A 13,437-nucleotide genomic window follows, 5' to 3' on the forward strand; every position below is an offset into this window, starting at 1 on the left:
CGTGGCACTTTACCGGCGGGTAAAGTGCCACGGCTGGTTCGCATGGCCACGGGCAATCGATCGTGGTGGTCGGTCGCGTGTTGCGATGGCGACGCTTGGGCTGGAACCGAAGCATGCCGGGATCGCCCCATTCCCTCCCCCCGTTCCCTCATGGTCCCGTCCTGGGAAAGCCGCGCGCGGCGGAGCGTGGGGTGTAGTTGCCAATGGCGAAGTGCTGATGCAGGAAAGGCTGTCACCAAGGGATCGAATGTGCCGCGCTCCATGAACCAGTCCGGTGGCGTTCCACGCTCAGGCCAAGGCTATCCTGCGTCCCGGCAGGTAATCGACGCAGGGAATGGCGCGCGTCGCAGGAAAGCGCCAATCACCATGCGCGGCGCGTGTTGATCGTGCGAGAACACCGGCCGGCGCGCGTCTCGCGATGACGCTGGCGGTTCTGATCGGGCTGCTACAGGTGGCGATCGTCGCGTTGACGCTGCTGCACATCCTGGCGCGGCCGGACATCAACGCGACGGCGCGGATCGCCTGGGCGCTCGCGCTTGTCGTGCTGCCGATCTTTGGCGCGCTATGCTATTTCCTGTTCGGGCGCATCCGGTTCGACGGCGCACAAGGCGCGGCGCATCGGCAGGCCGAACGCGCCACCCGGCAGATGGTGCTGCACAGCGGAGCACCGCATGACCTTGGCGCGCAGGGACCGGCCAGCGGCTTCGCCAGCGCGATCAACGGATTCGGCGTCACTCTTGGCAACCGCGCCGAATTGCTCGACAGCCCCGATGCGCAGCGCGCGCGGCTTGTCGCGGATATCGATGCCGCCCGGTCCTTCATCCATGTCTTCTATTATATCTGGCTGGACGACGACACGGGCCGGTCGGTCGCCGACGCGCTGATCCGCGCGGCACGGCGCGGCGTTCATGTCCGCGCCGGGGTGGATGCGATCGGGTCGGCCGCGTTTCTCAAGTCCGGCGTCTGGCGGGCGATGCGCGACGCGGGCATCGAGACCATGGCGGCGCTGCCCATCGACAATCTCCTGGCGACCATGCTCGTCCGCCGGCCCGATCTTCGCAACCACCGCAAGATCACGATCATCGACGGCGTGGTGTGTCATTGCGGCAGCCAGAATTGCGCCGATCCAGCCTTCTCGCCCAAGCCACGATATGCGCCCTGGATCGATGTCATGGCCCGGTTCGAGGGACCGGTCGCACGGCAGATGGACCTGTTGTTCGCGCAATCCTGGTTCGAGCGCGGGCCGATCGACCTCTCCCCCTGGGCATATCCCCCCGCCTTTTTCGACGATGGCGTCACCGCGCAGGTCGTCGGCACCGGCCCGACCACGACAAAGGGCACCACGGCCCAGCTGCTCGCCCGCCTGATCGGCGAAGCAAGGCGGGAAATCATGATCACGACCCCCTATTTCGTGCCGGGCGATGTGGTGGCGGACGCCATGATCGGCGCTGCGATGGCGGGCGTCGACATCCTGATGACGGTGCCCCGTCGCAACGACTCCTGGTTCGTCGGCGCGGCGAGCCGGTCTTATTATCCGAGGCTGCTCGATGCGGGTGTCCGGATCCGGGAGTTCGAGGGCGGGCTGCTCCATGCGAAGATCCTGACCGTGGACGGCGCGTCGACCTTTTTCGGGTCGACCAATCTCGACTTCCGAAGCTTCGACCTCAATTTCGAGAACGACATCCTGGTGCGGGATGCGGACTTCACCGCCGCCATGCGCGAACGCCAGCAGGACTATGTCCGGTCGTCATGCGCCGTGACGCTGGACGATATCAGGGCGCTTCCGCTGCATGCCCGCATCTGGCGCAATGCCCTCGCCGCCCTCGGCCCCCTGATCTGACGGCCGGTTGCGCTTTTCCCGCATCATGCTCATGGTCCATCGACGCGAGGAGAATGGCACAGATGGTTGGCATGCCCGTCCCCAAGGACATCTTTACCGAACCCCGGAATGTGGACCCGGACACGCTCGCCAACCTCGGCCCGCTGCGCCGGCTGGCGGGCATCTGGGAGGGCGACAAGGGGCTGGACCTCAACCCTAAGGCGGATGGCCCGGAGCAGCGGCGATATTATGAGCGGGTCGAGATGCAGCCGATCGACCCGCAGACGAACGGACCGCAACTTTTCTACGGCCTGCGCTACCATACCCATATCGGCACGCGCGAAGAGGACATCACCTTTCACGACCAGATCGGCTATTGGTTGTGGGAACCCGCGACCGGCCTCATCCTACAGACGCTGGCGATTCCGCGCGGCCAGGTGGCGCTGGCCCATGGACAGGCGGCCCAGCATGACATGACGCTGACGGTGAAGGCGGTCCGCGGCCAGACCGACTATGGGATCTGCTCGACCGACTTCCTCGAACAGGCATTCCGTACCGACGATTACCAGCTGACGATCGACTTCGCGGCGGACGGATCCTGGACCTATGCGAGCGAAACCACGCTGATGGTCAAGGGCCGCGATCAACCCTTCGTGCACCGCGATGCCGGGAGCCTCAAGAAGGTCGGAGAGGCCGACCTCAATCCCTGGCTCCGCATCGTCCGGGACAAAGCGGGCCAGTCCGGCTGACGCCCACCGCGATCAGGGCGGATTGCGGACGGCAAGCCCGGGACGACGCTCAATCGACCCTGTCCCTCAATCCTCGGGCGCGATGCGTATCCGGCATCCCGGCCCGATGTCGCGCATCGCCAACTGGCAGGACAGGCGCGATTGGTCGGTGCGCCAGGCGCTGCTGTCGAGCAGATCGTCCTCGTCCGGGCCGGGCGGCGGCAAATTCTCCCGGCCCGCCTCGACATAGACGTGACATGTCGCGCAGGAACAGCATCCGCCGCACATCGCCCGCAGATCATCGACGCCCGCATCGCGGATCGCTTCCATGACGCTGGCATCGGCTGCACCCTCGACGTCCAGCCGCTCGCCGTCGCGCGTGATGACCTCGAAGGGGGCACCGAGGGGTTGATAGAATATACCAACGCCCAGACGATCGTGCGACGGTGCTGAACATCGGCTCGACTCTGCCCATCGGCACCGAAAGGCCATGTCTGCCCGGCAAGCCGGCATGCCCCGCCTGCTGCGAGATCAGCCTCGCAAGCCGGAAAATGGATGCAGTTTGCGTTCAGGGGGGCCTGTTATTCAAACGGCGGAACGATAACCCTCAAGGAAGAATCGAACGCTCTTTTTCACCTCGCTTCGCACGATGGCGGTCACGCCTTCGGGACGCGGCGCCAAGACAGAGGCTCTTATCTCAGGAGCGATCGCCACGTCCCACAATCGGCGTGCCCCCTGATGAAACACGTCCTCTGTCTTCCCGGCTGCATCGGGATGGTCTCGAAGGATCGTCGTGAAAAACGCCAATCCTTCGTGTTTCGCCGCCGCGATGGTTTGCGCGACCTCTGGAAAACGGACCGATTCCGATGAGCTGAGCCGATCCATCGCGATGACGTCCGGTGCCAGTGCGATGTCCAGGACCTGAAGGCATCCGGCAACGAGCCGCTCATCCAGCGGACCACTACCCTTCCGGCCGTCGAGAAGACCGAGCGTTGCTTTCGAGTAGGATTGGACGACGGTTCGAAACAGGTCTTCCTTGGTCGGGAAGCGACTGTAGAGGCTGCGCTTGGCGACACCGGCAATGCCGGCGATCTCTTCCATGCCGGTCGCCGCATAGCCCTTGTCGAGAAAGAGCCGCGTCGCCAATGCCACGATCCGCGTCGTGAGCTCTGCCGCCTGTTGGTTCGTGGGCCTGCCGCCAAGGCGCTTGGTGATTTCCTTATCCTGCGTCAACCGTCATCACTCCAGGCCCGACGATTGTTCGTCCATTGTCTATGTGGCCATCGACCATCTCTGTGTCGCTCCGAAACGGACGTGGCAAGATTGGTCTTGCAGGAGGCGGTAAGAACATCGGAAAATCATTACAAAGCCTTGTGGACAGCCCTCGGCCTCCAGCAGGCCGTCCATCGGCTGGCCGGGGCGTTCTCCACCCCTTTCCACCGCCCGGTCATGAAGTCGCTTGTCACTGGCGCCCGTTTGTCGACGGCGCCGGTCGTAGGCCGGACCGGTGGAAAGGCTATGGTCGATGGGGGCGTCTACCCGCGTTCGTGCTGTTTGATGGTTGTTGGCCGACCAAAAAAGTCCATGTTTTCGAGCGTGCCGCTACCGGTTGTCCGCACGGCGGGGCCATCGGACTGGCGGATATCGACGGTCACCTTGGCCGGGAAGCGCGTATACCAGGTTTCCCAGTTGCTTGAGGAGTTTGCCCACTGGAAGGATGCGATCACGGTGTGCTGGCCGTCGAAACGTACCGAAGCGCTCAGATCGCCTCGTTCAACCAGATAGATGCAATCGCTGCTTACATGCTTGCCGGTGTCAGGCTGCGGAATCTTGACCCCTTCGAGGCAAACGACGTCGTCGTTGAAGGCGTCGACGAGGATATCATCACCGCGCGCCACATAGAGCAACGGCGTCTCGCGGCCGCCGACATCCTGCCTGAATCGAACCGAGGCAGAAACAACTGTGGTGCCCTCGACTTCGGCCCGGCTCCACAGCCAGTCCGACAAAATCCTGTCCATGGGGACATTGCCCCAATTATGATCGTGATAGCCGTTGCCCTGCACCTCGACAGTCTCTCCGTCGACGAACAACTGCCCCTTGGCGTTGGCACCGGGAACGGCGCAGAACCATGAGAAATGGCAGCCATCCACATCCCAGCGCCCTGTACCCGGCCGGTATGACGGCACCGTCCGCTCCAGGATGAGATCGACCCCGAACCCGCGCGCTTCCGTCGGATCGACGTAAACATGATAGCGATCCATCCCGCCGTCGATGCTGCGGAAAAAATGCTTGCCCAGTTTTGTGTCGCAATGATCTTGCGAAAACGATGCACTGTCCGCGTCGACGGGGATCCGGAGATCGCAGAGCTTCTTTCCGTCTTTGGCGATGTTCAGGCTGATAAACGGATGATTGATACCGTTTGAGTCGATCTCGATGTGGTGGGACGCGACGCAGAAATAACCGTTCGAAAAATGCGCATCGCAATACCACCATTCCCATGAACCGGCTACGAACGGCTGCGGCAGACGCAACCCGTCTTCCCAGGAGCGGGCGGTCCGGCGATCAATGCCCAGCTGGTCGAAACTCGCACTATCGCCGAGTAGGTTGCCTTCGCTTGCCATTTCCATATCTCCACTGTGCTGTGCCGTGCCGTGCCGTGCCGTGCCGTGCCGTGCCGTGCCGTGCCGTGCCGTGCCGTGCCGTGCCGTATCGTCGTAGAACTTCAGGCCATAAACGCAACGGTTGCGTTGCGTTTATGGCCTTGCAAATGCCTCGTCTCGCCGTAGCGGCCGGGAAGGCGGTGCTCGACCCCACCGTTCGTTGGTGCGGTGTCTTCGTTGGCAAGGAAGGAAAGCCCATGACGCTGATGCGTCACGGAAGCGCCACGACCGCCCCGTGCCGAGAAGAAGGGCCCGGCGGGAGCCAAAGTCAGACCATGGCGCGGCCGGGCACGCGGCCGGGGTCAAGTTCTTGCGTGCGCAACGTCCCGGCACGCACCTATCGCCCGGTGCAACCGCTCCGACCCGGCTGGCTGGATGCCGTCGCGGGTTGCGGTGTGCCGCAGGATCCGGCCGTCTCCAGTTGCGCCTTCATGATCAGCGCCAGCGCCGCCCGGGCGGGGTCCTCGGCATCCCGCGCGGCGGAAATAAGCCTGGTCCAATGGTCATCGGTCGCGCGTTCGACAAAGTCCGCGACCACCCTGCGAACATAGGAAACCGCATCGATCCCCGCCGCGCCGGTCGCCGCCCGGAGACGCAGGCCGGTCTCCGGATCGCTCGCCTCCAGCCAGGGAACGAGGCGTTCGGCAAGCGCCCTGTCACCGATCAGGTCGCCGACCAGGTCGCCGAGACAGGCGGAGCCCTCCCTGGGCGTCCCGCCCGCAAGGGTAATCGCGATCCCCCTGGCGGTGGCCGCCTCGGCGAGACCGGCGACATAGCGCGCGCCCGCGGCCAGCCACGCCCGGCTTTCCAGATGAAGGCGGATGCGGGGCTCGGCGATCTCGAACGGCAGGATGCCAGCATCGATGCGCCGCTCGAGTTTCAGGATATGCCAGCCGAAGCGCGACCGGACCGGCGCGGGCGCCATGGTGCCCGGCGACAGGGCCAGCAGCGGCGCCTCCACCTCGGCGACCAGATCCCCGCACCGCATCTGGCCCAGCGACCCGCCGACCGCCGCGGACGGGCAGGACGAATAGTCCCGCGCCGCCTCGGCAAACGCGATCTCGCCCGCGGCGAGGCTGGCGGCGAGCGCCTGCGCCGCAGCCTCGGCGTCCCGCCAGCCGGCATCGTCGGTCGAACCGGGCTCGATCAGGATATGCGCCGCCTCGTAGAGCATCGGTGCCCGGAAACGCTCGGGCTGTGCGTCATAGACGCGCCGGCACTCCGCCTCCGTCGGCACGGCGATTTCAACCTCGGCCTCGATCACCGCACGCACCAGCGCCGCTTCCTCGGTTTCCTCGCAACCCTGCGCGTCCAGCTCGGGCGCCGCGTCCAGCCCCAGTTCCCGCGCGCGGTGGAGCAGCAGCGCCTTGGTCGCGAGCGCCTCGCCCGCCGCACGGCGGGCCGCGCCGATCGACTGGCCGGGATGATGCTGCGCCTCGCTGGCGATCAGGCGTTCGGGGATCTCGACCCCGTGGACGACGATCGCGCGCATCAGCGGGCACCCTTCGCCGCAAGCGCCGTCCCCGCCAGCCGCCGCTTCGAGCGCACCAGCTGCCAGCCGCGACGATTGAGATACCAGACCGGCGCCGACAGCATATGAACCAGCCGGGTGAACGGGAAGACGAGCAGGATCGTCATGCCCAGCACCAGATGCGCCTTGAAGATCGGATGCACGTCCGCGACGATCCCGGCGATGCCGGGTCGGAAGGTGAAGACACCCTGCGCCCAGTTCATGAACTTCACCATTTCGTGCCCGTCGAGATGCCCGGCCGATACCGGGATCGTCGCCAGCCCCAGGCACAGCTGGAGCATCAGCAGCACCAGGATGGCGATGTCGCTGAAGCTCGAGGTCTTGCGGATGCGGGCATCGAACAGCCGACGGTGGAGCAGCAACAGCCCCCCGGTCAGGCAGAAAAGGCCGGCGACGCCCCCCGCCGTCATCGCCAGGATCTGCTTGGCACCGTGCGGCACGCCGAGCGCGTCGAACACCCAGATCGGCGTCAGCAGGCCCACGAAATGCCCGCCGAAGATCGTCAGCACGCCGACATGGAACAGCACCGAACCGGCGACCAGCTGCCGCCGTCGCAGCAGCTGCGACGATCCCGAGCGCCAGCTATATTGCTCGCGATCGAACCGCACGACCGATCCGAGGACCAGCACGCTGATCGCGATATAGGGATAGACACCGAACAAGATCTGATTGAGGTCCATGGTCCTGCTCCTCAGGCGGCGTTGGCGGGCGGGTTCATCGCGGCGACGAGCGCTTCGGCCTTGGGGCAGCCGACCTCGGCCGGGCCGAACCGCACCGCGGTTTCGCCCCAGAGCCGGTCGAGCGCGGCGAGATCGTCGGGATCATCGTCCGGCTCGCGCAGCAGCGCGGCCAGCGCCTCGGCATCGGCGGGATCGCCGGCCAGCGCCGAAAGCGCGCCGAATACCGCGCGATACGGGCTCTGCCGCTTGTGCAGCCGCTCCCCCAGGGCGGCGATCACATGCGACGCCTCGCCGAGCAGCGACGCCGCTTGCGCCGTCGGCAGCACGGAGAGGAATTCGAGGAATACCGGCAGGTGATCCGGCAATTCGGTCGCGGCAAGGTCGAGCCCGTGGTGCCTGTAGAGGTCCTTCAACCCCACCATCGCCGGCCCGCGCTCGCGGCTCTCGCCATGCACATGCTCATAGAGGTTGAGCGAGAGCGAGCGGGTGCGATCGAACAGCCAGACATAGCGTTCCTGGAGATCGTAGAGATCGTCCGCCGCCAGGCTGGCCGCCAGCTTCGCCAGCGCCCGGCGGATCGGCGCGGGCACCAGGCCCTCGCCCTCGATGATCGCGGCGGCATCGCCCGCCGCCGCCCGCACGTCCTGCGTGGGATAACGCAGCAGCAGCGCCAGGGCGCGATAGGTGGTCGCCACGATCAGTTCTCCAACTTGGCATGGGCGTGAACCTGGGCGCTCGGCCGCTTGTTCGGCCCGAACAGCCCGACCTTGGTGTGGCCATCGGAACAACCATTGCCGAAGGTGAAGCCGCAGGCGCCGCGCAGCCCATAGGCATCCTCGACCTGCTCGCGGTGCGTGGTGGGGATGACGAAACGGTCCTCGTAATTGGCGATCGCCATATAGCGATACATCTCGTCGAGCTGCGCCGCCGTCAGGCCCACCCGGTCGGCCACCGGATGGTCGATCCGCCCCTCGACGCTCTTGGCCCGCATATAGCTGCGCATCGCCAGCATCCGTTCGAGCGCCCGCGTCATCGGCGCCTCATCGCCCGCGGTCAGCAGATTGGCGAGATACTTCACCGGAATCCGCAGGGAGGCGACATCGGGCATCTCGCCGTCCATCGCCAGCGCGCCAGCGGCGGCGGCCGACTGGATCGGCGACAGCGGCGGCACGTACCAGACCATCGGCAGCGTGCGATATTCGGGGTGCAGCGGGAAGGCGACCTGCCAGTCGATCGCCATCTTGTAGACCGGGCTGCGCCGCGCCGCGTCCAGCCAGGGCTCGGGCACGCCATCGGCGCGGGCCTGGGCGATCACGGCAGGGTCGGCGGGGTCGAGGAACACGTCGCACTGCGCCCGATACAGGTCCTGCGGGTTCGCGGTCGACGCCGCGGCCTCGATCCGGTCGGCGTCATAGAGCAGCACGCCGAGATAGCGGATCCGGCCGACACAGGTTTCCGAACAGACCGTCGGCTGCCCCACCTCGATGCGCGGGAAGCAGAAGGTGCACTTCTCCGATTTGCCCGAATGCCAGTTGTAATAGATCTTCTTGTACGGGCAGGCGGAGACGCACATCCGCCAGCCGCGGCACTTGTCCTGGTCGATCAGGACGATGCCGTCTTCCTCGCGCTTGTAGATCGCGCCCGAAGGGCAGGCCGCGACGCAGGTCGGGTTGAGGCAATGCTCGCACAGCCGGGGCAGATACATCATGAAGGTGTTTTCGAACTGGCCGTAAATCTCCTTCTCCACGGCGTCGAAATTATGGTCCTGGGATCGCCCGGCGAACTCGCCGCCCAGGATCTCGTCCCAATTGGGACCACGCTCGATCTTCTCGATCCGCTCGCCGGTCACCTTGGAGCGCGGCCGCGCGGTCGGGAACGCCTTCATCTCCGGCGCGGTCTGGAGGATGCCATAGTCGAAATCGAACGGCTCGTAATAATCGTCGAGCTCGGGCAGGTCCGGATTGGCGAAGATCTTCGACAGGATCCGCCACTTGGCACCCATGCGCGGCTCGATCTTGCCGTTGGACCTGCGCCGCCAGCCGCCATTCCAGCGCTGCTGGTTCTCCCAGTCGCGCGGGAAGCCGACGCCCGGCTTGGTCTCGACATTGTTGAACCAGGCATATTCCACGCCTTCGCGATTGGTCCACACATTCTTGCAAGTCACCGAACAGGTGTGGCACCCGATGCACTTGTCGAGATTCAGCACCATGCCGATCTGTGCACGCACCTTCATTTCGCGAACTCCTTTTCGGCACGGGCTTCATCGAGCCAGTCGACCTTGCGCATCTTGCGGACGATGACGAATTCGTCGCGGTTGGAGCCCACCGTGCCGTAATAATTGAAACCATAGGCCAGCTGGGCATAGCCGCCGATCATATGCGTCGGCTTGAGCACGGTGCGGGTGCAGCTGTTATGGATGCCGCCGCGCCGTCCGGTGATCTCCGACCCCGGCGTGTTCACGGTCTTTTCCTGCGCGTGATACATGAAGGTGGTGCCTTCGCGGATCCGCTGAGAGACGACCGCGCGCGCGGTCAGCGCGCCATTGGCGTTGAACACCTCGATCCAGTCATTGTCGACGATCCCGGCCTTCGCCGCATCGACCTCGGAGATCCAGACCACCGGCCCGCCGCGGTTGAGCGTGAGCATCAGCAGATTGTCGCTATAGGTGGAATGGATGCCCCATTTCTGGTGCGGGGTGATGAAGTTCAGGACGATCTCGGTCTCGCCATTGGGCTTGCCACCCTGGACATAGGTGGTCTTGAGATCGATCGGCGGGCGATAGACGCACAGCGCCTCGCCGAACGCCCGCATCCATTCATGATCCTGATAGAGCTGCTGCCGCCCGGTCAGCGTGCGCCACGGGATCAGCTCGTGCACGTTCGTATAGCCGGCAGTGTAGCAGACATGCTCGCTCTCGATGCCCGACCAGGTCGGCGAGCTGATGATCTTGCGCGGCTGCGCGACAAGGTCGCGAAAACGGATCTTCTCGTCTTCTTTGGGCAGCGCGAGATGGGTGTGGTCGCGCCCGGTCTGCGCGCCGAGCGCCGCCCAGGCCTTCACCGCCACCTCGCCATTGGTTTCCGGCGCGAAGGTGAGGATCGTCTCGCAGGCGTCGATATCGCTTTCGATCCGCGCCATCCCCCGGGTGGCGCCGGGTTCGAGCACTTCGCCGTTGAGCTGCTTGAGGAAGGCGACTTCATCGCCGGTCTCCCACGCAATGCCCTTGCCGCCATTGCCGACCTTGCCCAGCAGCGGCCCCAGCGCAGTGAAGCGCTTATAGGTGTTCGGGTAATCGCGTTCGACGATGGTGATCTGGGGCATGGTCTTGCCCGGCACCGCCTCGCATTCGCCCCTGGACCAGTCGCGCACGTCGAACGGCTGGGCCAGCTCGCCCGCGCTGTCATGCTGGATCGGGGTGAGCACCACATCGGTCTCGACGCCGAGTACCTCGGGCGACACCGCCGAAAAGGCCTTGGCGATCGCCTTGAAGATCTCCCAGTCGGATTTGGCTTCCCAGGAGGGGTCCACCGCCGCGCCCAGCGGATGGATGAAGGGGTGCATGTCCGAGGTGTTGAGGTCGTTCTTCTCGTACCAGGTCGCGGTCGGCAGGACGATGTCCGAATAGACGGCGGTGGTCGACATGCGGAAGTCGAGCGTGACCAGCAGGTCGAGCTTCCCCTCCGGCGCCTGGTCGTGCCAGGCGACATCGCGCGGCTTCTGCCCGCCGCTTTCCCCCAGATCCTTGCCCTGCACGCCGTGATCGGCGCCGAGCAGGTGCTTGAGGAAATATTCATGCCCCTTGCCTGAGGAGCCGAGCAGGTTGGAGCGCCAGACAAACATGTTGCGCGGCCAGTTGGCGGGATCGTCGGGATCCATGCACGACATCCGCACCGCGCCCGACTGGAGCGCCGCGACGGTGTGCGCCTTGGGATCTGCGCCCAGCGCCTTCGCCTCGCGGGCGAGATCGAGCGGATTGCGCTGCAGCGCCGGCGCCGAGGGCAGCCAGCCCAGCCGCTCCGCCTTGGCGTTATAGTCGATCATCGACCCGCCCCAGTCGCCCGCCGGCGCGGTGGGCGACAGGATCTCGCCCATCGCCACCGTCTCGTAGCGCCATTGGTCGCTATGCGCGTAGAAGAAGGACGTCGAATTCTGCTGGCGCGGCGGGCGGATCCAGTCGGTCGCGAAGGCGAGCGGCGCCCAGCCGGTCTGCGGCCGCAGCTTTTCCTGCCCCACATAATGCGACCAGCCGCCGCCCGACTGGCCGATACAGCCGCACATCACCAGCATGTTGATGGCCGCGCGGTAGTTCATGTCCATGTGATACCAGTGGTTCATCGCCGCCCCGATGATCACCATGGACTTGCCGTTGGTCTTCTCGGCGTTGCTCGCAAAGCCGCGGGCGGTGGCGATGATCTGGTCGCGCGGCACCGAGCTGATCGCCTCGGCCCAGGCCGGGGAATAGGGCTGCACATCGTCATGGTCGACGGGCATGTGCGCCCCGCCGAAACCCTGATCGACACCGTAATTGGCGAGCAGCAGGTCGTAGACGCAGGCGACCAGCGTTTCGCCTTCCGGCAGCATCATCCGCTTCACCGGCACGTTGCGGGTCAGCACGTCGGGATGATCGGTCATCGCGAAGCCGTTGGTCGCCGCCCCGCCGAAATAGGGGAAGCGCACCGGCGCGACCTCGTCATGGATGCCCTTCAGGCCCAGGCGGAGCATGGTGTCGCCCGCCCCCGCCTTTTCCTCCAGGTTCCACTTGCCCGCCTCGCCCCAGCGGAAGCCGATCGAGCCGTTGGGCACGACGACGTCGCCGGTCGCCTCGTCGATCGCGACCGTCTTCCATTCGGGGTTGTTCGCCTCGCCCAGCGCGGCATCGAAATCCGAGGCGCGGAGCAGGCGCTCCGGCACATGGCCGTCGCCCTGCGGCACCAGCCGGACGAGCATCGGCATGTCGCTGTATTTACGGACATAGTCGCGGAAATACGGCACCTGCCGATCGACGTGGAACTCCTTGAGGATGACATGGCCGAACGCCATGCCCAGCGCCGCATCGGTGCCCTGCTTCACCGCCAGCCAGAGATCGGCGAATTTCGAGGCTTCGGAATAATCGGGGCAGATCACCACCGACTTGGCCCCGCGATAGCGCGCCTCGGTATAGAAATGCGCGTCGGGGGTGCGGGTCTGCGGCACGTTCGAGCCCCAGAGGATCAGGAAGCCCGCATTGAACCAGTCGGCGCTCTCGGCCACGTCGGTCTGCTCGCCCCAGGTCTGCGGCGAGGCGGGCGGCAGGTCACAATACCAGTCGTAGAAGGAGCCGCACACGCCGCCGATCAATTGCAGATAGCGGGCGCCCGCCGCATAGGAGACCATCGACATCGCCGGGATCGGCGAGAAGCCGAAGATCCGGTCCGGCCCCCAGGTCTTGATCGTATGGGCATTGGCCGCGCCGATGATCTCGGTCACTTCCTCCCAGGTCGCGCGCACCATTCCGCCCGAGCCGCGCATCCGGGTGTAGGACGCCCGCACGGCCGGATCGTTCTGGATCGCCGCCCAGGCAGCGACCGGCGTGCGCGTCGCCCGCGCCGCGCGCCACGCCTTGAGCAGCCGCCCACGAATCAGCGGGTGCTTCACCCGGTTGGCGGAATAGAGATACCAGGAATAGCTGGCGCCGCGGGCGCAACCACGCGGCTCGTGGTTGGGCAGGTCCGGGCGGGTGCGCGGATAATCGGTCTGCTGGGTTTCCCAGGTGACGATCCCGCCCTTGACATAGATCTTCCACGAGCAGGAGCCCGTGCAGTTCACGCCATGCGTGGAGCGCACGATCTTGTCATGCTGCCAGCGATCCCGATAGGCCTGTTCCCAGGTGCGGTCGTCATTGTTCGTCACGCCATAGCCGCCCGCGAAGGTTTCGGTACGGCGGGTGAAGAAGAAGAGGCGGTCTAGGGTGTGACTCATCCTGGAATCCCAAGCTGGCGCAGCACCGAGTCGATGGTGCGGACGGCCCTTGGCTAGGGGG

10 protein-coding genes are annotated in these 13,437 nt (G+C 65.6%); 2 read left to right on the forward strand and 8 right to left on the reverse strand.

Going from position 1 to position 13,437, the window contains the following annotated elements; genetic code table 11:
• Positions 1–418: 418 nt before the first annotated feature.
• Both cls and RN629_RS15690 read left to right on the forward strand, forming a co-directional pair.
• Positions 419–1,840 carry a cardiolipin synthase gene (cls, locus tag RN629_RS15685; protein ID WP_407036079.1) on the forward strand — a complete coding sequence of 474 codons (1,422 nt, stop codon included), beginning with the start codon at positions 419–421 and terminating at the stop codon, positions 1,838–1,840.
• A gap of 53 nt (positions 1,841–1,893) precedes the next feature.
• Positions 1,894–2,568: an FABP family protein gene (locus RN629_RS15690; RefSeq protein WP_407036080.1), complete on the forward strand. Its 675-nt coding sequence runs from the start codon at positions 1,894–1,896 to the stop codon at positions 2,566–2,568.
• Positions 2,569–2,634: 66 nt separating this feature from the next.
• Here the strand turns inward: RN629_RS15690 and RN629_RS15695 are convergent, their stop codons facing one another.
• From RN629_RS15695 to RN629_RS15730, 8 genes are all read right to left on the reverse strand, one after another.
• Positions 2,635–2,967 carry a 2Fe-2S iron-sulfur cluster-binding protein gene (locus RN629_RS15695; RefSeq protein WP_407036110.1) on the reverse strand — a complete coding sequence of 111 codons (333 nt, stop codon included), beginning with the start codon at positions 2,965–2,967 and terminating at the stop codon, positions 2,635–2,637.
• 165 nt (positions 2,968–3,132) lie between these two features.
• Positions 3,133–3,780 carry a TetR/AcrR family transcriptional regulator gene (locus tag RN629_RS15700; RefSeq protein WP_407036081.1) on the reverse strand — a complete coding sequence of 216 codons (648 nt, stop codon included), beginning with the start codon at positions 3,778–3,780 and terminating at the stop codon, positions 3,133–3,135.
• Positions 3,781–4,082: 302 nt separating this feature from the next.
• Positions 4,083–5,168 carry a hypothetical protein gene (locus RN629_RS15705; RefSeq protein ID WP_407036082.1) on the reverse strand — a complete coding sequence of 362 codons (1,086 nt, stop codon included), beginning with the start codon at positions 5,166–5,168 and terminating at the stop codon, positions 4,083–4,085.
• Between the two features lie 376 nt (positions 5,169–5,544).
• Positions 5,545–6,699 carry a peptidylprolyl isomerase gene (locus tag RN629_RS15710; RefSeq protein WP_407036083.1) on the reverse strand — a complete coding sequence of 385 codons (1,155 nt, stop codon included), beginning with the start codon at positions 6,697–6,699 and terminating at the stop codon, positions 5,545–5,547.
• Complete coding sequence (narI, locus tag RN629_RS15715) at positions 6,699–7,418, reverse strand: respiratory nitrate reductase subunit gamma (RefSeq protein WP_407036084.1); 720 nt, start codon at positions 7,416–7,418, stop codon at positions 6,699–6,701. The genes RN629_RS15710 and narI overlap by 1 nt, the downstream gene beginning before the upstream one ends.
• Positions 7,419–7,429: 11 nt before the next feature.
• Positions 7,430–8,113, reverse strand: coding sequence for a nitrate reductase molybdenum cofactor assembly chaperone (gene narJ / locus RN629_RS15720; protein ID WP_407036085.1), 684 nt, complete (start codon positions 8,111–8,113; stop codon positions 7,430–7,432).
• A gap of 2 nt (positions 8,114–8,115) precedes the next feature.
• Entirely contained in the window at positions 8,116–9,651 is a 1,536-nt protein-coding gene (gene narH / locus RN629_RS15725; protein WP_407036086.1) for a nitrate reductase subunit beta, read from the reverse strand.
• Positions 9,648–13,376, reverse strand: a complete 3,729-nt coding sequence (locus RN629_RS15730) for a nitrate reductase subunit alpha (protein WP_407036087.1) — start codon at positions 13,374–13,376, stop codon at positions 9,648–9,650. Before RN629_RS15730 ends, narH begins: the two co-directional genes overlap by 4 nt.
• Between the last annotated feature and the right edge of the window lie 61 nt (positions 13,377–13,437).

This window comes from Facivitalis istanbulensis, assembly GCF_040560405.1.
Taxonomy (GTDB): Bacteria; Pseudomonadota; Alphaproteobacteria; order Sphingomonadales; family Sphingomonadaceae; genus Sphingomonas; species Sphingomonas istanbulensis.

Excerpts from the sequence above, each read along its gene's own strand:
- RN629_RS15730 (WP_407036087.1), bottom strand. The coding sequence starts at position 13,376 with ATGAGTCACACCCTAGACCGCCTCTTCTTCTTCACCCGCCGTACCGAA.
- RN629_RS15710 (WP_407036083.1), bottom strand. The coding sequence starts at position 6,699 with ATGCGCGCGATCGTCGTCCACGGGGTCGAGATCCCCGAACGCCTGATC.
- narH (WP_407036086.1), bottom strand. The coding sequence starts at position 9,651 with ATGAAGGTGCGTGCACAGATCGGCATGGTGCTGAATCTCGACAAGTGC.
- RN629_RS15690 (WP_407036080.1), top strand. The coding sequence starts at position 1,894 with ATGGCACAGATGGTTGGCATGCCCGTCCCCAAGGACATCTTTACCGAA.
- narI (WP_407036084.1), bottom strand. The coding sequence starts at position 7,418 with ATGGACCTCAATCAGATCTTGTTCGGTGTCTATCCCTATATCGCGATC.
- RN629_RS15705 (WP_407036082.1), bottom strand. The coding sequence starts at position 5,168 with ATGGCAAGCGAAGGCAACCTACTCGGCGATAGTGCGAGTTTCGACCAG.
- cls (WP_407036079.1), top strand. The coding sequence starts at position 419 with ATGACGCTGGCGGTTCTGATCGGGCTGCTACAGGTGGCGATCGTCGCG.